Annotated in this window: 22 protein-coding genes; 6 read left to right on the top strand and 16 right to left on the bottom strand. The window is 60.5% G+C overall.

Features of this window, described 5'->3' with window-relative positions; all coding sequences use genetic code 11:
- Window positions 1-63: 63 nt before the first annotated feature.
- Genes VMY05_11955 through gatC form a run of 3 tightly spaced genes read right to left on the bottom strand, consistent with a single transcriptional unit; the run spans window position 64 to window position 2,810 of the window.
- Window positions 64-1,770 carry a CTP synthase gene (locus tag VMY05_11955; GenBank protein HUV31786.1) on the bottom strand — a complete coding sequence of 569 codons (1,707 nt, stop codon included), beginning with the start codon at window positions 1,768-1,770 and terminating at the stop codon, window positions 64-66.
- A gap of 9 nt (window positions 1,771-1,779) precedes the next feature.
- Window positions 1,780-2,526, bottom strand: a complete 747-nt coding sequence (kdsB, locus tag VMY05_11950) for a 3-deoxy-manno-octulosonate cytidylyltransferase (protein HUV31785.1) — start codon at window positions 2,524-2,526, stop codon at window positions 1,780-1,782.
- Window positions 2,523-2,810 carry an Asp-tRNA(Asn)/Glu-tRNA(Gln) amidotransferase subunit GatC gene (gene gatC / locus VMY05_11945; protein HUV31784.1) on the bottom strand — a complete coding sequence of 96 codons (288 nt, stop codon included), beginning with the start codon at window positions 2,808-2,810 and terminating at the stop codon, window positions 2,523-2,525. The genes kdsB and gatC overlap by 4 nt, the downstream gene beginning before the upstream one ends.
- Before the next feature lie 123 nt (window positions 2,811-2,933).
- On the opposite strand from gatC, the gene VMY05_11940 reads away from it, so the two are divergent.
- The 3 genes from VMY05_11940 to VMY05_11930 are packed head-to-tail and all read left to right on the top strand — an operon-like array spanning window position 2,934 to window position 6,322.
- The gene (locus tag VMY05_11940) at window positions 2,934-4,334 is read left to right on the top strand and encodes a hypothetical protein (GenBank protein HUV31783.1); all 1,401 of its coding nucleotides are present in this window, start codon (window positions 2,934-2,936) and stop codon (window positions 4,332-4,334) included.
- A gap of 12 nt (window positions 4,335-4,346) precedes the next feature.
- Window positions 4,347-5,753 (top strand): sigma-54 dependent transcriptional regulator, encoded by a 1,407-nt coding sequence (locus VMY05_11935; GenBank protein HUV31782.1) that lies wholly within the window; start codon window positions 4,347-4,349, stop codon window positions 5,751-5,753.
- A 23-nt stretch (window positions 5,754-5,776) separates the two neighbouring features.
- Window positions 5,777-6,322, top strand: a complete 546-nt coding sequence (locus VMY05_11930) for a GAF domain-containing protein (GenBank protein HUV31781.1) — start codon at window positions 5,777-5,779, stop codon at window positions 6,320-6,322.
- Window positions 6,323-6,334: 12 nt separating this feature from the next.
- Here VMY05_11930 and mltG read toward each other — a convergent pair whose 3' ends face one another.
- Both mltG and ruvX read right to left on the bottom strand, forming a co-directional pair.
- Window positions 6,335-7,336 (bottom strand): endolytic transglycosylase MltG, encoded by a 1,002-nt coding sequence (mltG, locus tag VMY05_11925; protein HUV31780.1) that lies wholly within the window; start codon window positions 7,334-7,336, stop codon window positions 6,335-6,337.
- A gap of 27 nt (window positions 7,337-7,363) precedes the next feature.
- Window positions 7,364-7,819 carry a Holliday junction resolvase RuvX gene (gene ruvX, locus VMY05_11920; GenBank protein ID HUV31779.1) on the bottom strand — a complete coding sequence of 152 codons (456 nt, stop codon included), beginning with the start codon at window positions 7,817-7,819 and terminating at the stop codon, window positions 7,364-7,366.
- A gap of 181 nt (window positions 7,820-8,000) precedes the next feature.
- Between ruvX and VMY05_11915 the strand changes: the two genes are divergently transcribed.
- Window positions 8,001-8,807: a DUF4097 family beta strand repeat-containing protein gene (locus tag VMY05_11915; GenBank protein ID HUV31778.1), complete on the top strand. Its 807-nt coding sequence runs from the start codon at window positions 8,001-8,003 to the stop codon at window positions 8,805-8,807.
- 76 nt (window positions 8,808-8,883) lie between these two features.
- Here the strand turns inward: VMY05_11915 and VMY05_11910 are convergent, their stop codons facing one another.
- The 11 genes from VMY05_11910 to tilS all read right to left on the bottom strand — a co-directional run bounded on the left by VMY05_11910 (window position 8,884) and on the right by tilS (window position 21,867).
- Window positions 8,884-10,143, bottom strand: coding sequence for an asparagine synthetase B (locus tag VMY05_11910; protein ID HUV31777.1), 1,260 nt, complete (start codon window positions 10,141-10,143; stop codon window positions 8,884-8,886).
- A gap of 36 nt (window positions 10,144-10,179) precedes the next feature.
- Window positions 10,180-11,544, bottom strand: a complete 1,365-nt coding sequence (locus tag VMY05_11905) for a replication-associated recombination protein A (protein ID HUV31776.1) — start codon at window positions 11,542-11,544, stop codon at window positions 10,180-10,182.
- A gap of 141 nt (window positions 11,545-11,685) precedes the next feature.
- The gene (gene hemW, locus VMY05_11900; protein HUV31775.1) at window positions 11,686-12,825 is read right to left on the bottom strand and encodes a radical SAM family heme chaperone HemW; all 1,140 of its coding nucleotides are present in this window, start codon (window positions 12,823-12,825) and stop codon (window positions 11,686-11,688) included.
- A complete protein-coding gene (lepB, locus tag VMY05_11895; GenBank protein HUV31774.1) occupies window positions 12,825-13,550 on the bottom strand; it encodes a signal peptidase I in 726 nt (241 codons plus the stop codon). Before lepB ends, hemW begins: the two co-directional genes overlap by 1 nt.
- A gap of 151 nt (window positions 13,551-13,701) precedes the next feature.
- Window positions 13,702-15,507, bottom strand: coding sequence for a translation elongation factor 4 (lepA, locus tag VMY05_11890; GenBank protein HUV31773.1), 1,806 nt, complete (start codon window positions 15,505-15,507; stop codon window positions 13,702-13,704).
- 120 nt (window positions 15,508-15,627) lie between these two features.
- A complete protein-coding gene (gene cdaA, locus VMY05_11885) occupies window positions 15,628-16,389 on the bottom strand; it encodes a diadenylate cyclase CdaA (GenBank protein HUV31772.1) in 762 nt (253 codons plus the stop codon).
- The gene (gene folP, locus VMY05_11880; GenBank protein HUV31771.1) at window positions 16,386-17,267 is read right to left on the bottom strand and encodes a dihydropteroate synthase; all 882 of its coding nucleotides are present in this window, start codon (window positions 17,265-17,267) and stop codon (window positions 16,386-16,388) included. Before folP ends, cdaA begins: the two co-directional genes overlap by 4 nt.
- Before the next feature lie 69 nt (window positions 17,268-17,336).
- Window positions 17,337-17,903 (bottom strand): GTP cyclohydrolase I FolE, encoded by a 567-nt coding sequence (folE, locus tag VMY05_11875; GenBank protein ID HUV31770.1) that lies wholly within the window; start codon window positions 17,901-17,903, stop codon window positions 17,337-17,339.
- Window positions 17,904-17,906: 3 nt separating this feature from the next.
- A complete protein-coding gene (ftsH, locus tag VMY05_11870) occupies window positions 17,907-19,859 on the bottom strand; it encodes an ATP-dependent zinc metalloprotease FtsH (GenBank protein ID HUV31769.1) in 1,953 nt (650 codons plus the stop codon).
- A gap of 96 nt (window positions 19,860-19,955) precedes the next feature.
- Window positions 19,956-20,498, bottom strand: coding sequence for a hypoxanthine phosphoribosyltransferase (gene hpt / locus VMY05_11865; GenBank protein HUV31768.1), 543 nt, complete (start codon window positions 20,496-20,498; stop codon window positions 19,956-19,958).
- Entirely contained in the window at window positions 20,464-21,867 is a 1,404-nt protein-coding gene (tilS, locus tag VMY05_11860; protein ID HUV31767.1) for a tRNA lysidine(34) synthetase TilS, read from the bottom strand. Before tilS ends, hpt begins: the two co-directional genes overlap by 35 nt.
- A gap of 204 nt (window positions 21,868-22,071) precedes the next feature.
- Here tilS and VMY05_11855 point away from each other — a divergent pair, with 204 nt between their 5' ends.
- Complete coding sequence (locus VMY05_11855) at window positions 22,072-22,614, top strand: hypothetical protein (GenBank protein ID HUV31766.1); 543 nt, start codon at window positions 22,072-22,074, stop codon at window positions 22,612-22,614.
- Window positions 22,615-22,790: 176 nt separating this feature from the next.
- Window positions 22,791-25,043, top strand: a complete 2,253-nt coding sequence (gene purL / locus VMY05_11850) for a phosphoribosylformylglycinamidine synthase subunit PurL (GenBank protein ID HUV31765.1) — start codon at window positions 22,791-22,793, stop codon at window positions 25,041-25,043.
- Window positions 25,044-25,072 lie beyond the last annotated feature (29 nt).

Genomic DNA, 25,072 nt, shown 5'->3' with positions numbered 1-25,072 from the left:
CCTTGAATTGATTGCGCGGTAAGAAGATAGCCGCCAAGGACAATCGCCCCGACTGAATCTCTGTCATTGATCTAAACCGCCGGCTTCTTTGCGCGCAGCGGCGGACACGTCAGCGGAACGATCCCTCCCGGCTGATGCCCGCTGCTGTTTGCCTTCGCCGTGCATCACGGCGGCCCTGACGAATTCCCTGAACAGCGGATGTGGCTTGGTGGGCCGCGATTTCAACTCCGGGTGAAACTGCACGGCGACAAACCAGGGGTGACCCGGCACCTCGACTATCTCGACCAGGCGCGTGTCCGGAGACACGCCGGCGATCACCAAGCCGTTGTCCTCCAGCATCTCCCGGTAGGCGTTGTTAAGCTCATAGCGGTGGCGATGTCGCTCGGATATGTCTTTGGTGCCGTAAGCCTCCAGGGAACGGGTGCCGTCAGCGATGCGGCATGGGTACTTGCCGAGTCGCATGGTTCCACCAAGTTCGGCCACACCCTCCTGATCCGCCATCAGGTGAATCACCGGATGCTTCAGGTCACGGTAGAACTCGTAGCTGTGGGCGTCCTTCAGGTTGCAGACGTTCCGGGCGAATTCGATTACGGCGCACTGCATCCCGAGACAAATCCCAAGGAAGGGGATCCTCTTCTCCCTGACGTAGCGGATGGCCTCGATCTTGCCCTCCACTCCGCGCTCGCCGAAACCGCCCGGGATCAACAGGCCGTTGACATCGTGAAGGAACTTCTCCGCCCCGCCTTTCTTGATCTCCTCGGAACTGACCCAGACCAGGATGACCTCGGCCTCGCTGGCGACGCCGGCGTGAACGAAGGCCTCGATGATCGACTTGTAGGCATCCTTCAGATTCACGTACTTGCCGCAGATACCGATCTTGATCCGCCGGCGCGGATTCTTGATCTTCTCCACGATTCCTTCCCACTCCCTCAGGTCAGGTTCGGGAAGATCCCAACCGAAATGCCCCACGACGATGTCGTCGAGCTTCTGCTCGTGGAACTCCAGCGGCACCTCGTACACCGTCGACACGTCACGCGCGGCAATCACGGAACGAGCCGGCACCGAGCAGAACAGGCTGATCTTCTGACGGAGTGAGTCGGTAATCGACGTTGCCGAGCGGCACAGAAGTATGTTCGGTTGAATACCGATCTCGCGGAGCGCCTTGACCGAGTGCTGGGTCGGCTTGGTCTTGAACTCTCCGGCGGTCGGAATGTACGGGACCAGCGTCACGTGGACGTACAGGACGTTGCCGGTGCCCTCTTCCAGGCCGATTTGACGGATCGCCTCCAGAAACGGCAAAGATTCGATATCTCCCACCGTGCCGCCGATCTCCGCAATTATCACGTCCGGCCTGTCCGCCGACCGGCTGGGATTCCTGATCCGAACCTTTATTTCCTCCGTCACGTGAGGAATAACCTGGACCGTCGCTCCGAGGTAGTCGCCCCGGCGCTCCCGAGTAATGATAGTATGGTAGATCTGCCCGGTCGTGACGTTGTTCCCCTTCTCGAGCGACTGGTCGAGGAAACGTTCGTAGTGACCCAGGTCGAGATCGGTCTCGGAACCGTCGTCAAGAACAAACACTTCGCCGTGCTGAAAAGGATTCATGGTTCCCGGGTCAACGTTGAGATAGGGATCGAGCTTGATGTTCTGGACCTTCAGACCCCGCCGCTGCAGCAGAAGACCCAGCGAGGCAGCCGCAATCCCTTTGCCCAGCGACGAAACCACTCCGCCGGTGACGAAGACGTACTTGGTACTGCCGCTTTCAGACATACAGGATCCTTACTTATATAAGACAGTCAGCTTTTTCACGTCTTCCGGTCGATCCACCGATACGGAACGCATTGCGGTCTTGAACACCCGTATCCTGCCACCGCGCTCGAGGATCCGCAACTGCTCGAGCGATTCAGCCCTTTCAAGGGCCGTGCGCCTGGACCGGGCGAAAGCGCGCAGGGCCGCCCGCCTGAAGAAATAGACGCCGATATGCGCGTAGAACCCGAACTGCCCGGCCCGCCGGCGGCCATCGGCCCCCTGCAGATAGGGAAGCGGATATCGTGAGAACCACAGCGCCTCACCCGTTTCGGAGATAATTACCTTGACCAGGCCGGGATTGAACAACTCATCATCCGTCTCAATCCGCCGGGCCAGAGTCGCGACCGGGATCGCAGGATGTTCGTTCATCCGGTCAATGACCCGGTTCAGGACGGCGTGTTTCAAACCCAGATTGTCCGCCTGAACGTTGATGATCAGCTTTCCGCCCAGCACTTCCGCGACCTCGGCCACCCTGTCTGTGCCGGTCCGGTGCCGGGCTGAGGTTCTCATGACCTCGGCACCGAACGCCTCAGCCGCCTGATGTACCTCGCGATCGTCAGTGGCCACGACGAGGCGGTCGATCCGACTGCAACGACGAACCTCGCGCCAAACCCAGTAGAGAAGCGGCTTGCCCCGGAAAGGATAGAGCACCTTGCCGGAAAACCGCGTCGATCTCAATCGAGCCGGGATAACCGCCAGCACGCCCGGTTTTTTCATCCGATAACCCTGGGAACCCGGAAATACTCGCCGTCTTGATCCGGAGCACTGGCCAGCGCCTTCTCGCGCAGAAGAGACGGGCACACTTCGTCCTCGCGGTGCACGGGCCTCATACCGGCAGGCCGATCCTGCAACTCTATGCCCTCGGTGTCCACGGACCGGAGCTGATCGATGTATTCAAGGATAACTGAAAGCTCACGGCTGAACTGCGCGACCTCTTCCGGGGACAGATGAAGCCGCGCCAGGCGGGCTACGTGTTCCACCTGCTTACTTGAGATTGGCATGGATAAAGATATGGCCCCTGCCGATGGCCGTCAAGGTTAAATCAGGTTCGGTATTGCGAGACAATCTCCAAACATGCTAAAGAGCCGCCGGTATAGACCGATTATAGAAACAGGTGTCTCAATGTGAAACAGGAGCGCGAGATCGACATCAGCGGACCGCAATTGCACGCCGCGGCAACGTTGCCGCGGCGCGAAAACCAGAAACCGTCCGAGCCTGTATCTCAAGCCGGCCTGCCGGCTCGTATTGAAAGTCTGCTTCTGGGACTGCACCTCCGTGGCCGGCTGACGCCCGGCGACCGGGAGTTGCTCAACTGCCTTACCGACGAAACCTCCACGTGCTTCCTGTTCCATAACGGTCGTTTCTCGCATCCCGACGGCCTGAACGTCCTTCCACTCCGGGAGGCAGAGACTACGCTCAATTCAGGTTCCACGGCCACGTTCTGGCACCGAGTCCGCTCCGAGGAACCGTGGAGTGCCAGTGGATACCACGTTTACACGGCCGTTCTGGATCCCGCCGTGCCGAGCCCGATCGTGCTCGGCCTGGTGTGTTCTGAAGCCGCGCCTCGAGATCGCCGGTACCAGAGGCCTTTCGGTGACCTTGTTTTCCGGTTCCGGAAAGCCGGTATGCGTGCCGGCATGCTTATTCCCGGACTGGACGCAGCCCTTGCCGGGGCGACTCCGATCATGGTCGTCGACCGCGACTCCGGACAAGTAATGGCCGCCAACGAACCGCTTTGCAGTCTCCTGAAGCGAGTGGCCGCGCAACTGGTGGACATGGAGTACAGTGAACTCAAGCGCGACCTGTCCAGGGCCTTCCCCGACCTGTCGTTTCGGCTCGATAACATCGGCCACGGCTCCGTCAGCCTCACTCTGGTCTCGCTGCAGCGGCGCACGACGGATGCGGGTCAGCAGGACCGGTCCCTTTTCGATTTCTTTATCCACCGCATGCGCGGCAAGATAGCCGCAGTCACGTCCGCCGCGTGGCATCTGGACAGTCTGCACGTGGACCACCGATCCCGCGAGTTTTCCGATCTGCCTCGCATCGTCCGCACGGAAACGGCGGAACTCGACAGGTACCTGACCCGGATGAGTCTGCTGTCCGATTTTCAGAAACTGAAGAAGTGCCGGCTCGCGCCGGCAGACGAGCTGGAGCGGGCGGTGGGACTGGTAAGATCCCGGCTGGCACGGGAAAGCTCTATTGAAATAGCCACGCCGGCGGCACCGGCCACGGTCGTCGCCCCGGCGCAGGCGCTCACGTTTTTCTTTGAGGCCCTCATCCGCTCGCACCTTGGAGGAATGAGCCGCCCAACCCGGACGACCATCACCTGTTCCGGTTCGGCGGCCGTGCGCTCAATCACCATTTGCTGCGAGACAACCCCGATCGGACCGGGGAGCTCCCTTGAACCTCATTCGCACTGGAAGAAATTTACCACCCGCCTGGCGGACCTGATGAGTATCAGCGTGTCACACCAGGGCGGGGCCGGTGATCACAGGCTGGTAACCACGGCCGAGATCCCCTGCTGAAGAGCAAACGATATGGATTCCAAAACAGGCAACACCAATATCGAGATCCTGGTCATCGATGACGACGGTCCGCCGCGGAAGGCACTGGCCGGACTTCTCACCGGTCCGCACCACCGTGTCCACGAAGCCGTTTCGACGGCTGAAGGCACGAGCGTCGTCAAAGGGATAACGCCCGATGTCATTCTCGCCGGTATTCGCGGGCGCAGCGCCCCCGGGCCTGAGATAGTCAGAGAAATCAGGGAAAGCTATCCGGGCAGCGAGCTCATTCTGCTGGCGGCACCGGAATCGGTCGACGCCGCCGAGGACGCCGTCCGCGACGGAGCTTTTGGCTACCTCGTACAACCGTGTTCGGATGATCAGGTGCTGCTGACAGTACGAAAGGCCGTGCAGTTGAGGCTGATGCGGCGCGAACTCACGGTTCTTCGCGAACACGTGGCCATGTCATACGGCTTCGACAACATCATCGGCATCTCCAAACAGATTACGCAGTTGAAGGAGACAGCACGGCGCATCGCCGCGACCGACATCACCATTCTGATCACCGGGCCCTCGGGCACCGGCAAGGAACTGTTCGCGCGCGCCATCCACCACCACTCCGACCGCCGGGACAAGAGGTTCGTCACCGCAGACTGCGCGGCCATTCCCGAATCGCTGCTGGAGTCAGGGCTTTTCGGTTGCGTTGCGGGTTCTCACGCGTCGGCGAAACCCGGCAGGCCGGGATTGCTGGAGGAGGCCGACGGCGGAACGCTCTTTCTGGACGAGGTCGGTCGCATACCGGCATCGGTGCAGGCAAAGCTCCTGTGCTTCCTGTCCGATTCGGAAGTCCGCCCCCTCGGTGCGTCGACATCCAGGCGGGTTGACGTTCGCGTCGTGGCCGCAACCAGTCATGACCTAGCCAAAATGGTTGCCGACGGGGAGCTTCTCCAGGACCTGTACTACCGGCTGAGCGTCATACCGCTGAATCTTCCCACCCTGGCCGAACGGGCCGAGGATATCGAAATCCTCATCGACTACCTGGTGCGGAAGATCTGCCGGGAGACCGACAGGCAGCCGGTAGCCGTCAGCCGGCCGGCCGTTGACCGACTGAGGAGTCACACCTGGCCCGGCAACGTGCGCGAGCTGGAAAACACGCTCAGGCGAGGCATCGCCCTTTGCAGCGGCGGCGAACTGAGCGTTGACGATATCTCCTTCGTCTCCGCCGGTCGCGAACCGGCCGGTGAGGAACCGGGACCGGCGCGAAGGTCGCTCCACCTGAAAGGTCACCTGATGGACAGCAGCCAGCGATCCGTCATTGTCAATGCCCTTAACGACAACAACTGGAACTACACGAGGACCGCCACCGAACTCGGAATCGGCCGCACCACGCTCTGGCGCAAAATACGGAAGTACGATCTCAGGCGGGAACTGGTCAGCCACTGAACGCCGTCGGCGCGGGAGTCAAAATGATCGACAGTCGACACAGGCACGACCCCGACCGCATGTCGTCGAATCGCGGGGCCTCGTGGTCCGTGAACCTCGATGCCTGGCTTCCGGACAGGATTGACCTGCCGGACATGTTCGTCCTGGTTACCCGCAAGCTGCAGCAGATGTACCCCATCACGCGAGGGCTGTTAGCGGTTCGTGAGTCCGGCGGAACGAGGTTTATCGCCACGGCCAGCTTCAGCCCCAGGAGAACCCGCAAGAACCTCTCACTTCGCCTGCCGTCCGCGTCGTCGCTGTTCGAGAAAGTTGCCGAGGGAGGCGTGACATACACCGAAAGCTGCCGCGAGTTCTTCAGCGGTAACCCGTTTGAACGAAACCTCCTGCTCGGAGGTGACACCCGCTCTTTTGTCCTGCAGCCGCTCAAGCACGAGGGCACGGTCGTCGGCATCATCGGGTACAGTTCGGACGAGCCGACGGCCTTCACGCTGTTCGAAGACGGCCTGCTTGACCGGGTCGCCGCACGGTTTGCGGCCAGAATTACCGCGACAATTCCCACTTCTGCATAACGCCCGGTGCTTCTACTTCCCCCCCTGCTGTCGCATGGAACGCCGGATCTCGTTGCGCGCGTTTATATGTTCCCTGTTGGTACGCGAGAACCGGTGCCCTCCAGTACCGTCGGCGACAAAGTAGTAATAGTCGGTGCTGTCGGGATGGAGAGCCGCGCGCAACGACGCCAGGCCGGGAGAGTTGATGGGCGTGGGCGGCAGCCCCGGTCTGCGATAAGTGTTATACGGCGTGCTTGCGCGGAGGTCTTTCGTCGTCAGGGGCCGGTCAAGTCCCCCCAGGCCGTAGATTACCGTGGGATCGGCGTCGAGTTTCGTCCCTTGTCGCAGCCGGTTGTGGTAGACGGACGCGATCAGCGGCTTTTCCTCGTCCAGCCCGGCCTCGGCCTCGATTATCGAGGCCAGTATGACAATTTCATCCCGGCTCAGACCGTTGTGGACGGAATCGGACCAGATCGTATCGCACTGGGAACGGAACATCGCCACCATGTCCTGCACCATCTCCTGGGTCGTGCTGCCCCACGCAAAGAAGTACGTCTCGGGAAACAGGTAACCCTCGAGATACGGCAGGTCCAGCGAGGCGAGAAAGACCGAATCCCGGTTCAGGTCCAGCACTGCGGCCGAGTCCGCCTGCGCCTGATCAGCCAGGATCGAAGCGACTTTCCATATCGGCGCTCCCTCCGCGACAGTCACCCGGACCCGCAGAAAGTCGGCCCCGGCCAGCCGGTCAAGCACCGAACGGCAGGAATTGCCGCCCTTGAAGTCATACCGCCCCGGCGTCAGCCGGCGATCGACACCGCGCAGCCTGGCCGGATAACGCAGCATGATTCGTGACCGCACCACGCCCCGTTCGAGCAATCGCCCGGCCACCTCCGTGAAGTCGTCACCGGGTTCGATGACGATTGATACCGTTCTGTCGCCGAGGTCAACCGTTCCGTAATACGCATACAGGACGTATCCGGCGGCCGCGACCAGAAGAATCAGGATGACGAGCAGGCCACGCTTAACAACAGACATAGCACCGCTCCCGCCCGTGATGACAGCTCATGATTGCGACCTCCCATGGGACTGATCGGGTTGCTCATCGAGAAACCGCTGGAGAATCACAACAGCTGCAAGGCGATCAATCAGTTTCTTGTTCCTGCCGGCCTGTTTGCCGTGAGCGTGTATGATAGAAACGGCCTCGCGCGAACTGTGTCCTTCATCGACCCGGTAGATCGGACCGCCGTACTCGGCCGCAAGGCGCTTTATAAAGGCATCGACCTCGCGGCATTTGTCGCTTTTTTCCCCGGAGTCATGCAGCGGATAACCGAACACGAGGCCGTCCGGCGAGTATTCGCTGATCACTGCCGACAGCTTTTTCAGGGCATCGGCGGCTGATTTCACCTCAAGGGTTGTCAGCGGCGAGGCGATCAGACCGGTCGGGTCGCTCTTGGCCAGACCGATTCGACGCGCCCCGTAGTCGATGCCCAGGTATGTGCGGTTCTCCCGGCTCGCCATACCTGTAAACTAAGCACGTGAAATGTTCAAGTCAAAAAGAAACACCGGTCGCTCCGGCCCGGTGTCATCGGCAACCTTTCCGGCATCGACGCGTACTACCAACCAGAGCAGGAGGAACCCATGCGGACGGCACACCGCTCATCACGAAGCGCGGTGTGACTATCGCGAGGAGAAAAACTATATGAAATGTCTGTGCAAACTTTTCATCCCGCCGGCAGTAGTCGCCCTGGCCCTTGGCGTAAGCGCAGGGACAGGGGATGACGATCGGATTGTCAAGACGTACGAAGGCATAACGGCCATTGACCTGCAAACCGTCAGCGGCGACTGCATCGTAAAGAAGGGAAATACCGACCGTGTTGAGGTCGAACTGGAACACTCATACTCGCCGCGCGGATCCTTTGAGCCCACATTTCGTGAGCGCGGCGACGTGCTCAAACTAACCGAGGTGATGCGCAGATCCAACAGCGGCTCGTCAACCTGGGTGCTGACCGTGCCGGACGATACGCGCATCGAATTCTCCTCCGCCTCGGGAAACTTCACCGTGGAGAACCTGACCGGTGACTTCTCGGTCGGTGTCGCCTCCGGCGACATCGACATCAGGGATTGCGGGGGAGTTTTCGATCTCAGCACCGCGTCCGGTGATGTCGACGTTTCGAACGTATCCATTGCGGAACCCAGCTCATTTTCGTCGGCGTCGGGCAGCGTAAGAGTCAAACTCGCGGACACGCCCGAGTCCGACGTTTCCCTGGGCTCGGCCAGCGGAAGGGCAAGCCTGGACTACAACGGAAACCCGGTAAAAGGATACTTCGAGTTCGTCGCCAAGGTCCGCCATGGGCGAATCGTCTCTCCGTTCGATTTCGACGACGAAGAGACTTATCGGCGGCGGGGCGATCGTGACGAGTACGTCAGGAAGTCCTTCAGCCGGGGCGGCGATTCACCGGTGATTGAGATCAGGACCGCTTCAGGCAGGGCGACATTGAGAGAATAACGTACGCCCGGGCGTGCACCCGGGACCGGCAGATCAACGGTGAAGCCGGCGGCGATCCGCCCGCTTCGGCCGGAGGTTACGTCTTGCGTTCCTTCTGCTTGGCCGCGGGAAACAGCACGTTATTGAGGATCAGGCGGTAGCCGGGTGAATCCTTGTGCAACGACAGATCCGTCGGCGGGTCGTGCACCATATGCTGGTAGTCCTCGGGATCGTGCCCGGAGAGAAAAGTGAAAGTGCCTCGCCCGACGTTGCCGTGGATGTAGCGGACCTCATCGAAATTGTCCGGCTGAGCCAGGGCAATCACGTGCTTTTTCACCAGCGACTTTCTGAATCCCGTTACCTGCCCCATGAATCCGTTGATCGTACTGACGTGGTCCTGTGTCAGCATGGTGGGAACGGGATCGAGTTTGGCGGAGAATTCAAAGAGGAAGAAAAAATCCTGCTGCGGCGTCGGAAAACGGACCAGGCGGTCCGGGTAGGTATCGATATCGGACCGGCGGTAAACCATGGGATCAATAGAAACCTCAAAATTCTCAAAGGCGAAGGTCCTGCCGTAATCCAGCCGTGACTGACAGCCGGGATCGGGCGGGTCGCCATCGAACTCTCCCGGGACAATGTCCACACCGTCGGCGGCAAGGGCCATGTCCATCGTCTCCGGCGCGGAGCACATCGAGAACAGGAACCCCCCGCGACGCACGTAATCATAAATAGTCTTGGCGACGTCCCGTTTGAGGTGAGACACCTTATCGTAGCCGAGCTTGCGGGCCATCTCCTCGTTGGCCCGGACGTCCGCCTGGTACCATAGCTGGTTGCGGAAGGCAGCGTAGAACTTGCCGTACTGACCCGAGAAATCCTCGTGGTGGCAGTGCAGCCAGTCGTATTCCTCGAGAACGCCGGAGAGTACCTCTTCGTCCCAGACGATATCGTAGTCGATTTCGGCATACGTCAGCGCCAGCGTCACCGCGTCATCCCACGGCTGAAGCGAGGGCGGAGAGTAGACTGCAATCGAAGGCGCTTTCTCCAGTTCGACCCGCTCCATGTTCTCGACCTCGATTTGCCGGTAAATATCGGCCACCTGTCCCGAGGTCACCTTGATTGCCCTGACGCCCATGAGCAGGCAGACGTCTGACGCTTCGGGTGAGTAGTCGATGAGAAATGAACCGTTGCGGTAGTTGAGAAGCCACTCGGCCTTGTGTCCCTTCTCCAGCGACTTGTAAACCACCCCGTAGGCCTTGAGGTGATCGGTCTGGGAACTGTCCATGGGAACCAGGAGCGAAGCACCGCTGGCAACAAGCGGCAGGACCAGCAACCAGATGGCAACTTGAAACGTTCGCATATGCTACCTGTTAAACCCTCGGCCGAACGAGCCGGTTCAGCCTTTCTTCCTGCGCGGGGCCGCAGACGACTCCCCGGCCCGACGACGGAACTCGCGGAACTTCTTCAGATACTCACTGATCTTTGCCTCGCGCCCGGCCGCGCCCGGGTGATAGTACTGCCGTCCTGCCAGTTCTTCGGGAAAATACTCCTGGTCAGTCAGGGCGCCTTCGTATTCATGAGCGTACTTATAGCCCTTACCGTAGTTTAGGGCCTTCATCAACGCGGTCGGCGCGTTGCGAATCCACAGCGGCACCGGCAGCGATCCACTCGCGGCGGCATCTTCCCTGGCCCGGTCGAAAGCCGTGTAGACAGCGTTTGACTTCGGCGCACAGGCCAGGTAGACGACCAGCTCCGCAATCGCCAGATCGCCTTCAGGTGAGCCCAGGTAGTGATAGGTGTCGCGGACGCTGATAGCCAGAGTCAGGGCAAACGGGTCGGCCAGGCCCACGTCTTCGGCGGCAAAGCGCACCAGCCGCCGCACGATGTACAGCGGGTCCTCCCCGGATTCGAGCATCCTGGCCAGCCAGTACAAGCCGGCATCCGGGTCGCCTCCGCGAATTGTCTTGTGCAGCGCCGAGATGATATTGTAGTGCTCCTCGCCCCCCTTGTCGTAAAGCAGGGAAGTCTTCAGGCTGACCTGACTGACGGTTTCGGTCGTAATGGTACCGCCCTTACCCACGAACGCCGCGCTCGCTTCCAGCAGCGACAGCGCCCGCCGCGCGTCACCATCGGCCGCAGCGGCAATGGCGGTCAACGCATTCTCCTCGAGCGTCAGCTTCGTTGAGGCCAGACCTCTTTCACCGTCGGCCAGCGCCCGCCGGACAACACCGGCGATATCGTTCTCGGACAGCCGCTCGAGCACGTAGACCCGCATCCGCGACAACAGGGCGCTGTTGACTTCGAAGGACGGGTTTTCGGTCGTGGCGCCGACGAGAACGATGTCGCCCCGCTCGACGTACGGAAGAAAGGCGTCCTGCTGAGCTTTGTTGAAACGATGAATCTCATCGATGAAGACGTAGGTTCGCCGCCCCGACATCCGGTAGTAACTGCCCGCCTTGGTCAGCACTTCCTTGACCTCCTTGATGCCCGAGGCAACGGCGGAAAACGGCACGAACTGGCCTCTGGTCATATTCGCAAAAAGGCGCGCCAGGGTCGTCTTGCCCGATCCCGGCGGCCCCCAGAAGATGACCGACGGTACCTTGTCCTCCTCGATGGCCTTTCGCAGCGGCGTCCCGGGGCCGACAATTTTCTGCTGACCGACAAACTCGTCAAACGAACGCGGCCGGACGCGGTCAGCCAGCGGGGCTACGGAAGGACGATCCGCCTGAGTATCGGCCTTGTCTTCGTCAAAGAAATCCATACCGGGTCAATATAACAGGAAGTGCCTGGTGTACAATCACAAATGGCCGGCCGGGAAGGCGCTCCCGCCGTATGCCCACCGGCGCGACGGACGCCCCGACGGGTTCCCAACGGATTTCACATGGTGTCGCGCTGGCAGGGATCACCTGATCAGCCGGCGCGTGATTTCATCCGCGACCAGTATGCCATCGTCCGACAGCCGCAGACTGCCCCGGTCGGGAATGAGATGGCCGGATTCGACAAACATGTCATACTGAGTGCGATCGAGGCGTTCCTCCAGGGAGTGGCCGAACCGCTGCCTGAACCGCCGGCGATTGATCCCTCGCGCCGTGCGCAGGCTGAGCATGATCGTTTCGAGCATGCGCTGCTCCGTGCCCGATTCGTCCACTACCAGCGGGCGACGGCCGCGCGCCAGTGAATCGATATAATCCGTCACGCTGCGCCTGTTGGCAAACCGACGGCCCTGTATGAAAGAATGCGCCGACGGTCCCAGGCCCAGGTAATCGTCGCCGGTCCAGTATCGGAGATTGTGCTTGCACTCGCAGCCCGGTTTTGCAAACGAGGAGACCTCGTACCGTTCGTATCCGGCGTCTCGCAGGGTCTCCGTTACCGCCCGGTAATGCGCCGTGGTCAATTCGTCACCCGGCACCGTCAGTCTGCCCACGCGGACATCCTCCTGCAGGGGCGTTCCATCCTCAACGGTCAACTGGTAAAATGAGATATGCGGCGGGTCCAGATCGACAAGCTGGTCCAGATCGGCCGACAGCAGTTTGGACGTCTGGTGAGGAATGCCGAACAGGAGATCGACGCCGTAGTTCTCGAAGGCAAGCGTGTTGGCCAGGTAAATCGCCCTGTGACAGTCGTCGGGACTGTGCCTTCGATCCAGCAGATGCAACAGGCGAGGATTGAATGACTGAACGCCGAATGTCGGCCGGTTGACGCCCAGGTCCTTCAGGCCGGCCAGCAACTCCGGGATGACAAACTCAGGATTGTTCTCAAACGAGAACTCGACCTGCGGCGACACGTGAAACACTGACTTCACCTGCCGGAGCCATGTTCCGAACAACTCCAGGGAAGTCAGCGAAGGTGTTCCGCCGCCGACGTAAATAGTGGCCACCTCATGGTCGGACGTGCCGGACTGCACTGCAGCCAGTTCGGTCTCGATTCGCAACGCCTCGTAGAAGCGGCTCTCCAGGGCCGGATCATGCAATTCCTTGTAGAAGTCGCAGTAGAGACACCGGTTGTGACAAAATGGAAAGTGCAGGTAAAGGCCAAGCGACATTACAGCGCCGTAGCGAGCCGATCCCAGCGGATGTGAGTGGGGAAGCCCACCAGGATATGACCCATCCACTGCACGGCATCGATAATGTACGGAAACCCCCAGCCGGGGGGATCAGGATCCGGTTGCCAGGACCAGTACACGAAGACGGCTTTGCCCTTGATGTTTTCCTCCGGCACCCCGCCCCAGAAGCGGCTGTCGCGGCTGTCATCGCGATTATCGCCGACGACGAAGTAGTGCCCGGGCGGGACAGTATAGGGGCCGAAGTTGTCCCGGAACGACAGATCGCCCGGGATAATCCGCCTGTCGATGTGCTTGGAGAGCGGGGGAATCGCTGCAATCTCGCCGTCAACGTACAGCACCTTGTCCGCGATCTCGACCGTCCGGCCCGGCATCGCCACAATCCGCTTGATGAAATCCTTGTTCGGATTGTTGGGATACTTAAAGACGATGATGTCCCCGACCTTCGGCCCGCTACCGTACTGGTAGGCCAGCTTGTTGACAAAGATGTAATCGCCGACCTGCAGGGCGTCCTCCATCGACGCGGAATTGACGCGGTAGGCCGAGACAACGAAGATTCTCAGGAGGATCGCGGCCACCAGCGCAATTACGGCGGTCTCGACGTACTCCCGCCAGAGCGGCTTGCACTCCTTCTTCTGAAGGATTCTCCGAGTCTCGCGCTGAGTCTCGGCCTGCTTGATGTCCTGGATCAGGAAATCCTCTTCCATACCTTAAGGGTTATCGGTTTTCTCCCACATTTCTTTAACATACGGGAATCGCATCACGAGCTAAATATATGTGAGAATGACATATAGCGCAAAGAAGAAAGCCGCCGCACGCCGCGGCCGTGGATTCTGCCCGCCCCGGCCGGCACCGACTCTACCGTTCAACCTCAAGCGCCGCCAGGAACGCCTCCTGGGGAATCTCCACCCTGCCCACCTGTTTCATCCGCTTCTTGCCCTCTTTCTGTCTCTCCAGCAGCTTGCGCTTCCGGGTGACGTCTCCTCCGTAACACTTGGCAGTCACGTTTTTTCGAAGCGGCCGTATGGTGGAGCGGCTGATAATGCGGCTGCCTATCGCCGCCTGGATCACGACTTCGAACATCTGGCGCGGAATCAGCTTGCGGAGCTTCTCGCTGACGTTCATTCCCCAGCGGTACGCCTTTTCCCTGTGGACGATCACGGAAAGGGCGTCAACCGGGTCACCGTTGATCAGGATATCGAGCCTGGTCAGATCGGCCCGCTGGTAGTAGGGCAGCCCGTAATCAAAGGAGGCGTAACCGCGCGAAATGGATTTCAGCCGGTCGTAGAAATCAAAGATCACCTCCGCCAGCGGAAAGGCATAATGAATGCTGACGCGGCTGACGGAGAGGTACTCGGTGCTTTGGTACCGGCCGCGGCGTTCGGTGCCCAGACGCAGGATCGGCCCGATGTAGTCGGTCGGCGCGATGATCTGCGCATCGACGTACGGTTCCTCAATATGATCGATGTCACCGACGCGCGGCATCCTGGCCGGATTGTCGACCACGACCAGGTCGCCGCCGGTCGTGAGAACCCGATACTCAACGTTGGGCACGGTGTTGATGATGGCCTGGTCGTATTCGCGGGCCAGCCGCTCCGTGACAATCTCCATGTGCAGCAGACCGAGGAATCCCACCCGGAACCCGAATCCCAGCGCCGACGAAGTCTCGGGGGCGAAACTCAGCGACGAATCGTTGAGCTTGAGCTTTTCCAGGGCCTCTCTCAGGACGGAGAAATCTTCAGCCACGGCCGGGTACAGACCGGAGAAAACCATAGGCTTGACGTGGACAAACCCCTTAAGAGGCCCGCGGGCGGGGCGGGACGCGGTGGTTATGGTGTCGCCCACCCTGGTGTCGGAGACATCCTTGATCGAAGCGAAGAAATACCCCACCTCGCCGGCACGAAGCTCCGGCCGAGGGAACGCCGCCAGGCGCAGAAAGCCTACCTCGTCCACCTCGTGGATTCTGTTGTGTGAGAAAAACCGGATTCGGTCCCCTTTGCGCAGTACCCCGTTCACGACTTTCACGAACGGCATGGCGCCGCGGTAGCTGTCGAACACCGAGTCGAAGACCATCGCCTGAAGCGGCGCGTTGGGACTGCCGTAGGGAGGCGGAAAGACCGTAACAATGGCCGCAAGCAATTCATCCACACCGGTGCCCTCCTTGGCCGAACACAACAGGACCTCGTCCGGCCGGCAGCCCAGAAGCCCGACCAGTTCCGCTCTCACCTTCTCGGGATCGGCGTTCGGCAGATCGATCTTGTTGATGACCGGCAGGACTGCCAGATTGTTGTCCAGGGCCAGAAAAAGATTGGAAAGGGTCTGCGCTTCGATGCCCTGGGCGGCGTCAACCACCAAGATCGCCCCCTCGCACGCCGCCAGCGCCCGGCTGACCTCGTACGTGAAATCAACGTGACCGGGAGTGTCAATCAGGTTGAACTGGTAAAGGGTACCGTCTTCGGCGGCATAGTCCATCCTGATAGCATGGGCCTTGATGGTAATCCCGCGCTCCTGTTCGAGGTCCATCGAATCAAGCACCTGATCCCTCATCTGCCGTTGAGTGAGGGTGTGGGTTCGCTGCAGGAGCCTGTCGGCCAGCGTGGACTTGCCGTGGTCGATGTGCGCGATTATCGAGAAGTCCCTGATCCTGCTAATATCGTAGGTCATCGTAGGTCCACCCCCGCCTGCGGCCCGCCGACGGCAGGTCGGGCCCGGCTACGGGATTTCCGCTTTCGAAGTCAACGGGTAAGACTGTTTGGTTCGGCAAGACATTCGCAGGCACGGGGGTCACTTCTTGAGGTACGCGGTGAATACGTCCTTGAATTCAGCCTTGCTGATATTCGACTCGAGCATGCCCTCATGAGCTATTGATACCTGTGACGTCTCTTCCGAAACCACCACCACCACGGCGTCCGAAACCTCCGAAACGCCGATTGCAGCCTTGTGACGCATACCAAAGAGCTTGCGATAACGCGGGTTGGTCGTCAACGGCAGCGAAGCGGCGGCGGCCACAATGAAATCTCCGGAGATGATCACGGCTCCGTCATGAAGCGGCGTGTAGGGCGTGAACAACGTGACGAGCAGTTCCGAGGACAATTCCGCGTTCATCTCTTTGCCGGTTTCGGCGAAATTCCGCAGCCCGGTCCGTCGCTCGATAACGATCAACCCGCCGTAGCGCAACTCCGACAGCCTCAGGGCGGCCCGGGTTACCTCCACCAGTATCTTCTTGCGTTCAATGGTCACGAGCACGCGCAGCAGCCGGTTCTGACCGATGTGAGCCAAAGCCCCGCGCAGTTCCGGCTGGAACACGATCACCAGGACGATAAACCCCACCGTGGCCAGATTCGAAAACAGCCAGGTGAGCCCCTCCAGTTGGAACCAGTACGAGAAGAAGGCGATACCGGCTATCAGGGACAGGCCGATGATAATCTGTGCCGACCGAGTACCTTTGGTCAGCTTGAGGACCTGGTAAATGATGAAGGACACGATAAGGATATCGATGATATCCTTGAATCCAAACCTCAGGAAGTCATACTGCACGGCACTCACCGATTATCTCCAATAGCCTGAACCACCTTCAGCGCCACCACCGTCTGCCCGACATCGTGCACCCTGACAATATCGGCACCGTGAGCTACCGCGGCCAGAGCGCTCGCCACCGACCCGCCCAGGCGCTGGTCGGGCTCGCTGCCGGCCGGATGCAGCATCCCAAGGAACGATTTTCGCGACGTTCCCACGGCCAGCGGCAGCCCGTGACGCTTGAACCGGCCGAGATGCCTGAGTATATCCACGTTGTCGGACAACCGCTTGCCGAAGCCGATCCCGGGATCGAGAATAAGCCTGGCGGCGTCTATTCCGGATCGCCGGCAGTGCTCGATCCGCTCTTCGAAGAAGGCGTCGATCTCACGAACGCAGTCGACATAGACCGGGTCTTTCTGCATGTCCCTGGGTGTGCCGAGCATGTGCATCAGTATCACCGGCACGCCTTCGGCGGCCACGACCGCAGCCATCGCCGGGTCGAACCGCAGGGCCGAAACATCGTTTACGATATCGGCACCGGCCCGGATGGCGGCCCGGGCGGTCGAGGCGTGATAGCTGTCTACGGATATCGCTACCGGTGACTGTCGGCGCAGGGCTTCGATGACGGGGACGATGCGTGCCTGCTCCTGCTCATCACCGACCGGATCGGCGCCGGGGCGGGTTGATTCTCCGCCGACGTCGATGATGTCGGCACCCTGTCCGACCATCTCCAGGGCATGCCGGACGGCAACCTCCTTCCGCAGGTAGCGGCCGCCGTCGGAAAACGAGTCCGGGGTGACGTTAAGGACACCCATGACGAGCGGCCGGCTCAGAGGCAGTTCCCGGCCGCCGGCCAGCCCGATCGCGTCCGTGTATTCTTCTCGTCTGGTGATGTTCTCCCTCTGCATGTCGAAACACTGACTTATAGTAGCGCATTGGCGACGGAAAAAGCAAGAGGGAATCGCAGCCGCCGAGCGTCAGCCCTGACGCTCGATAAGGCTCAGCGCCTCGGCCCGGGTGGGAGCACGTCGCATCATGCCCCGGATGGCCGAGGTGACGATCTTGCTGCCGGGTTTCTTCAGACCCCGCATGGTCAGGCACAGGTGTTCCGCCTCCACCACGATCAGCACGCCCTTGGGCTGGACGGCCTCAATGATCGAATCAGCGATCTGGCTGGTCATGCGCTCCTGCACCTGCAGCCGGCGCGAGAGAATCTCCACCACCCTGACCATGTTGGAGAACCCGACCATCATGTCGGTCTGCGGGATGTACGCGATGTGGACTTTGCCGAAGAACGGCAGCAGGTGGTGTTCGCAGAGCGAAAAAAACGAGATGTCCTTCAGGATGATCATCTCGTCTTTGTTCTTGGTCGTATACTTCCGCAGCTCGACGGCCGGGTCCTGGTGCATCCCGGCCAGTACCTCTTCAAAGTATTCGGCGATTCGTTCGGGCGTCCTCAGGAGGCCTTCGCGGCCGGGATCCTCGCCCATGCCTTCCAGCATGAGGCGGGCGCCCTGGATGATCTTTTCGCGATTAAAACCCACCGGCTACTTGGTTGGAGTTGGCACTGATTCCGGTGTCGGTTCCGACTCGCCGGACGCCTTTCCAATTATCTCGTCGACCTCACGGCCGTCGATTATTTCCTTCTCGAGCAGGGCCGAGGCCAGTTTGTGCAGCTTATCCAGGTGCTCGGTCAGGATGCGCCGCGCTGTGTCTTCGGCGGTCACGATGAACCTCTTTATCTCCTGGTCGATTACGACCGAGGTTGCCTCGGAAAAGTGGTCGCGATGTCCGAATTCACGGCCTAAGAAGATGTGCTCTTCTGATTTGCCGAAGGTCACCGGGCCGACCTTATCGGACATTCCCCAGTTGCAGACCATCTTGCGCGCCAGCTTGGTGGCGCGCTCCAAGTCGTTGCCGGCACCGGTATCGAGCTGGTTGAACACCAGCAACTCGGCCACCCGGCCGCCCATCAGGACGGCCAGCGTAGCCTCGAGATAATCTCTGGAATGGGTGTGACGCTCGTCAACCGGCAGCGACTGGGTGACACCCAGGGCCAGGCCGCGAGGGATAATCGTCACCTTGTGAATCGGGTCAGCTTTCGGCAGGAACTTGGCCACCAGCGTGTGCCCCCCTTCATGGAAGGCGATGATTTTCTTTTCCTCCTCCGCGATAACCAGGGAGCGCCGTTCGGAACCCATCATCACCTTGTCCTTGGCGTTCTCGAAATCCTCCATCGTCACCTCGTCCTGGTCGTGCCGGGAGGCCAGCAGCGCCGCCTCGTTGACCATGTTGGCCAAGTCGGCTCCGGACATGCCGGGTGTCCCGCGGGCCAGCACCGAGGCATCGACACTGTCCGCGGTCTTGATCTTGTGCATATGGACCACGAGAATTCCTTCACGTCCCTTCACGTCCGGAGTGGGGACGACGATCTGCCGGTCAAAGCGACCCGGGCGAAGCAGGGCCGGGTCGAGCACGTCGGGCCGGTTGGTGGCGGCGATCAGAATCACACCCTCATTGGATTCAAACCCGTCCATCTCGACGAGAAGCTGGTTAAGGGTCTGTTCGCGTTCGTCGTGGCCGCCGCCGAGGCCGGCGCCACGGTGGCGTCCCACCGCATCTATCTCGTCGATGAAAATAATGCACGGAGCGTTCTTTTTCCCCTGGTCGAACAGGTCACGGACCCGGCTGGCGCCGACGCCGACAAACATCTCCACGAAATCGGAGCCGGACATTGAAAAGAACGGGACGTCTGCTTCACCGGCTACGGCCCGCGCCAGAAGCGTCTTGCCGGTTCCGGGAGGACCGAGCAACAGGGCACCTTTGGGGATCTTCCCCCCCAGCCTCTGGAACTTGCCGGGCTCCTTGAGAAACTCGATAATCTCCTTGAGTTCTTCCTTGGCCTCGTCAGCGCCGGCGACGTCGTTAAACGTAACCTTGGGCCGCTCATCGGTCAGTAGCTTGGCCTTACTCTTGCCGAAGGAGAACAGCCCCTTGGGACCGGCGCCCCCCTGCATCTGCCGCAGGAAAAAGAGCCAGATAAACACGAGCAGGATCCACGGGGCAATCGTGAGCAGCACCTGGTAGAAGTTGATACTCTCTTCTTCCGCGACGATCTTGGCGCCGCTCTTTTCCAGCCGGTTGACCAGGTCGTAGTTCAGGTCTGCAAACGGAATGCGCGAGTCAAAACCGCCGAAAGCCCGGTTGTTCCGGCTCGAGGCGAACACGCGCGGTTCCTTGAGCTTGCCCCGAACCCGTCGCTCGGTGAAAGTCACCTCGGCAACGTTGTTGCTCTCTATCTCCTGAACGAACTCCGAGTACGTGATCGTCGTAACGTCCTCTTTCGAGCCGGAATAGTAAGCGTAGACGATGAAGATCGTGGCGAAAAGGATCAGCCAGAATATGGTCGACCGTCCCGGACCCCGCCACCGAGGCGGTTCTTTCGACCTGTCACCACGTCCCGGGCCGGGGCCTGGCTTGCGATTTCCCTGATTGCTCAACGTTCGTTCCTTCCGTCCGGCGTCCTGGTTCCGGTTCTATTCGTTATACCCGAACAGCGCCCCGTAATTCACTATATCGGTAACTTCAATCATACCTTAGCCGTCGACGACGCGACCGATGAACGGAAGGTTCCGATATTGCTGAGCGTTATCCATCCCGTAGCCGATTACAAACTCGTTACCGATCGTAAACCCTTTGTACTTAATGCTCAGCTTCGTACGATGGGAAGCCGGTTTATCCAGCAGTGTAACAATCTCCACGGAGGCCGGTTCCTGCGATCGGATTCTCTCGAGAATGCGCGACACCGTTCGGCCGGTATCCACGACGCCTTCGACAAGCAGCACGTGACGGCCTTTCAGAACAACCGAAAGCGTACCGCCAAGCGTAAGCGTTTCACCACGGCGGGTCCCCTGCCGGTAGGAGGCGGCGTGTATGAACTCGAGCTCAATCGGTATCGTCACCTGTCGCATCAAATCAGCAACGAATACCGCGGCTCCCTTGAGCACACCCACGAGGACGGGCTGCTTCCCGGCGTAATCAGCCGATATCTGCGTCCCCAGTTGTTCTATGCGCCGGGCAATCCGGTCCTGATCGAGAAGGACCTCACACGGCCGCGGCCGCATTGTTTTTTCTGACATGGCACTCAACCGTAAGCACCTTTCTGGTTGTCTTGTCAATCTTTACCCGGTCGGCTATCTCGAATCCGACCAGCCAGATGATTCCGTCCCGGTCACACAACAACGGGACCTCGTCCCTAAGTACCCTCGGGACCTTCCTGTCCGTCAGGTAGTTGCTTACTTTCTTGCTGCCTCTCAGCCCGAGCGGTCGAAACCGGTCGCCCGGCCGGATACTTCTCAACACCAGAGGCGGCCTCACTTTGTCCCAGTCGACGGTCACTGACCGGGACTGCCGCGCGGCCCGAACCAACTCGGTGCCGCCATCGCTGACTCGGCTGCGAAACCGCACGCGCGGATATTCCAGCGGCACGCTTTTTCCCGGCGGCAAGGATTCACGAAAGCCGCGGGCAGCCTTTCTGTACAGCACCAGCCGGTCGTCCGTTTTGACCGCATGGAGACCGCCGGGCACGGACATGGCTTTGCGGTCCTCCTCGCACAGCCGGTCAAGCCGCCGTATCGTCTCCCGACCCGCGGTCAGCGACCGCGCCGAAAGTGCTTTGAGGCAACGTCTTAACAGCCTTTTACGGACCCACGTATCATAACCGCAAAAACGGGGTAAATCAAGGGCTAATTTCCCGCCCGGGGATACGTGAACGACCTTTCGGACCGCTTTTGTAACGAGAGGCTCGAGAAACTGCTCTTCGGAAGCAACAATCTCCGAAAGACCCAGCAACGCCGAGTCCGCCCGGGGGTTCACGCGGCGGCGAATCTCCGGCAGAAGACGGTTACGAATGTAATTGCGAGAGAACTCAAGGTCTCGATTGCTCAAATCCTCGCAATAGCTCTGCTTGATTCTCCTGAGGTAGGTTAAGATCTCCGCCCTCGTCAGGTCGTATAACGGGCGGATGATTTTGCCTCGGGCGGCCGGAATGCCGGCCAGTCCGCTGCGGCCGGTCCCGCGAAGCAGGCGGAACAGGACGGTCTCCACCCGGTCGTCAATCTGGTGACCCAGCGCGATGCGGTCATGGCCGTCCCGCTCGGCCAACTGTTCGAACACGCCGTAACGAAACTCCCGCGCCGTCTCTTCCAGACCCGTCCTGGAGGATTTTGCCAGGGCCGGCACGTCGCCGGCGACGATGGTCAGATCAATACGATATCGTTCGCAGAGTTTTTGACAGAACTCTTCCTCTTTTCGGGCGGCCCTCGGGCGGATCCGATGGTTGACGTACACGGCTGCCAGCGAGAGCCGCTGCTCCGTCCGCAATCGGAGCAGAAGGCGCAACAGGGCGACCGAGTCCGGCCCGCCGGAGAGGGCCACGAGAACAGAATCTCCCCGGCCGATCATGTGGTAGTCCCGGACGGTCCGTCTAACCTTTTGCAGAATCGTCATAACGTGTAATCTAACGGCATTATACGAGGGAGGGAACATAATTCTTGCGTCCCTTGAAGACCGGTGGAGCGTCGACCGCACCAAATCAAACCTTGACAAAACTGACCAGTTTAGTATAATTCTTGTAGCCCATCGCTTAAGACCCTACATCACCGAACCGTGCTGTCCGGTCCGTCCGGACAGTTGAATTTGAAGGAGGTACGGATGAGAATCGTGCTTATCCTGTTGACTGTGCTCTGTGCACAGGCCGTCGCCGGTTCGGCTCAATCACAGGTGGACCCATGGGTGGACGAATGCGGTACACTTGTCCACTCACTGGACTTTGTGCTGTTTCAACCGGCCGGGAGCTCTTCGAGGTATCACCTTGACGACTACGGCAGCTACACGGTTGGTGACAGCGTACGGGTGACCGGCCAGTTGAATTCGGTGTGCGATCTGGTCATCCTCTGGATGCAGGCGTCGGGCTGTATCGAAAGCAACACCATCGCCGACTGGGACTGCGGCGGCTGCTGTATCGGCACGAAGGGGAACATTGACGGCGACCCGGACGACTTGCAGGACATCGGGGACCTGACGGTCCTGATCGACTTCCTGTTCATATCTCACACTCCGCTTATCTGTCCGGAGGAGGCGGACTTCGACTCCGACGGCGTCGTGGACATCGGCGACCTGACGTGGTATATCCGTTGCATGTTTATGCTCCCGCCGGGCGGGTGCGAGTTCCCGCCGTGCCCCGTCTCCGATTGACCACGCCCCAGACGGTGCCGGAGCAAATACCGCGCGCTGAGGCCTTCCGCGTCTGAGGCTCTGTAGCTGAGCCGTCGGTCCCCCGGATGCTGAGCCGGGCCGACGGCAGGCGCACTCCCTTGTTGACCCCACCGACCGGCGGCCCTATATTCGGGCTTTCAGACAAGAGAGGTCCCATGGCGCAATCGTTCACCCAGCCGAAAGTCACGCCCGAACTGGTCAGAGATCACGGTCTTTCACCCGAAGAATACGAACGGATAAAGGAGATTCTCGGCCGCGATCCGAACTACACGGAGCTTGGTGTCTTCAGTGTCATGTGGTCGGAACACTGCTCGTACAAGAATTCCATCGCGTTGCTCAAGACCCTGCCCCGGGAGAGCGAGTCCGTTCTGGCGGGTGCCGGCGAGGAGAACGCCGGCGCCATCGACATCGGTGACGGCCTGGCGGTGGTGTTCAAGATAGAATCGCACAACCATCCGTCGGCCATCGAACCCTACCAGGGGGCGGCTACCGGCGTCGGCGGCATTCTCCGAGACATTTTCACCATGGGGGCCCGTCCCATTGCCGCTCTCAACTCGCTTCGTTTCGGCTCGCCCGAGAATCCGAGAGTGCGCTACCTGGTCGACGGGGTGGTGCGCGGGATCGGAGACTACGGCAATTCTTTCGGGGTACCCACCGTCGCCGGTGAGGTGTTCTTTGACGACGCATACACGGCCAATCCGCTGATCAACGCCATGGCCGTCGGCATTGTCAAGCACGGTGGTCTGGCCACGGCCACGGCGTCCGGCGAAGGCAACCCCGTCATGATCGTCGGTTCGAAAACCGGCCGCGACGGCATTCACGGCGCCACGTTCGCGTCGGAAGAACTCAGCGCGGCATCCCAGGAAAGACGCCCTGCCGTGCAGATAGGCGACCCCTTCACCGAGAAGCTGCTCCTGGAGGCCACTCTGGAAATCATCGAGCGCGACCTGATTGTCGGTATCCAGGACATGGGAGCCGCCGGCCTGACCTGCTCGTCCTCGGAAATGTCGGCCAAGGGCAAGGCCGGCGTTGAAATACACGTTGACCGCGTGCCGCTCCGCGAAACCGGCATGACGCCGTATGAAGTGCTTCTTTCGGAATCTCAGGAACGAATGCTGGTATGCGTCAAGAAAGGCAACGAGGACGAGGTTCGCCGCATATTCACCAAATGGGACCTGGATTCGACTATCATCGGCCACGTCACCTCGGACGGCCTGATGACCGTCAAGCTGGACGGCCGGATAGTCTCGCAGATACCGTCCGATTGCCTTGTCCTGGGCGGCGGGGCCCCGGTTTACCATCGCGAGACAAAACGACCGGCTTACATCGATGATCTGGCCTCTCTGGACCTCGACGACTGTTCTCTCGAACGCGACTGGGATGAGACCCTGCTGGCCATGCTTGCCTCTCCCAACCTCTGCCACAAGGGTTGGGTGTTCGACCAGTATGATTCCATGGTGCGCACCAACACCGTGGTCGGGCCGGGTTCCGATGCCGCGGTGCTGCGCCTGCGGAAGACCGACAAGGCGCTGGCCATGACGACCGACTGCAACGGTCGCTACTGTTACCTCAATCCGCGGCTGGGGGCCCGGATCGCGGTGGCCGAGGCCGCCCGCAACATCGTCTGCTCCGGGGGACGCCCGCTGGCCATCACCAACTGCCTGAATTTCGGCAACCCGTACAAGCCGGAAATTTACTACACTTTCGCCGAGGCGGTCCGGGGTATGGGTGAAGCCTGCCGCATTTTTGACACTCCCGTCACGGGCGGTAACGTGTCGTTTTACAACGAAGATCCGGAGCGAGCGGTATTCCCGACACCGGTAATCGGTATGATCGGGCTCGTCGAAAGCCGGTCGCATATCACCACGCAGTGGTTCAAAGATCCGGGTGACGTCATTGTACTGATCGGCGAGAACCGGGAGGACCTCGGGGCCTCGGAATACCTGCACACCGTCTGCGGCCAGACACGAGGTCCCGTCCCCTCTATCGATCTGCAGGCCGAAAGGAAGATGCAGGCAACGCTGCTTGCAGCCGTTCAGGCTGGGCTGGTCAAGTCGGCCCACGACGTCAGCGACGGCGGCCTGGCCGTCGCCCTGGCCGAATCCTGCATCTCAGACCGCGAGCATCCGGTCGGCGCCACGGTCGAACTGGACCGCTCACTGCGGGCCGACTGCCTGCTTTTTGGTGAAACGCAGTCCCGGGTTATACTGACCGTTGCCGCGGACAAGGCCGCGCGACTGCTGGCCCTGTTTGACGAGGCGGCCGTGGCGTGCTCCTGCATCGGGACGGTGGGCGGACAGCGCCTGAAAATCGCCGGGCTGATCGACCTGCCGCTGGCCGCCCTGGTGGAGGCATACTACGAGGCCATGCATCGCACCATGGAGAGGGTTGAACAGGTGACAGAGTGATTCAGGTCGCTTGATCGGGAGAACTGATC

Source organism: Acidobacteriota bacterium, from assembly GCA_035529075.1.
GTDB lineage: Bacteria > Zixibacteria > MSB-5A5 > GN15 > FEB-12 > DATKXK01.
The sequence above is the reverse complement of the archived record's forward strand: the minus strand, read 5'-3'. Positions and strand labels throughout refer to the sequence as shown.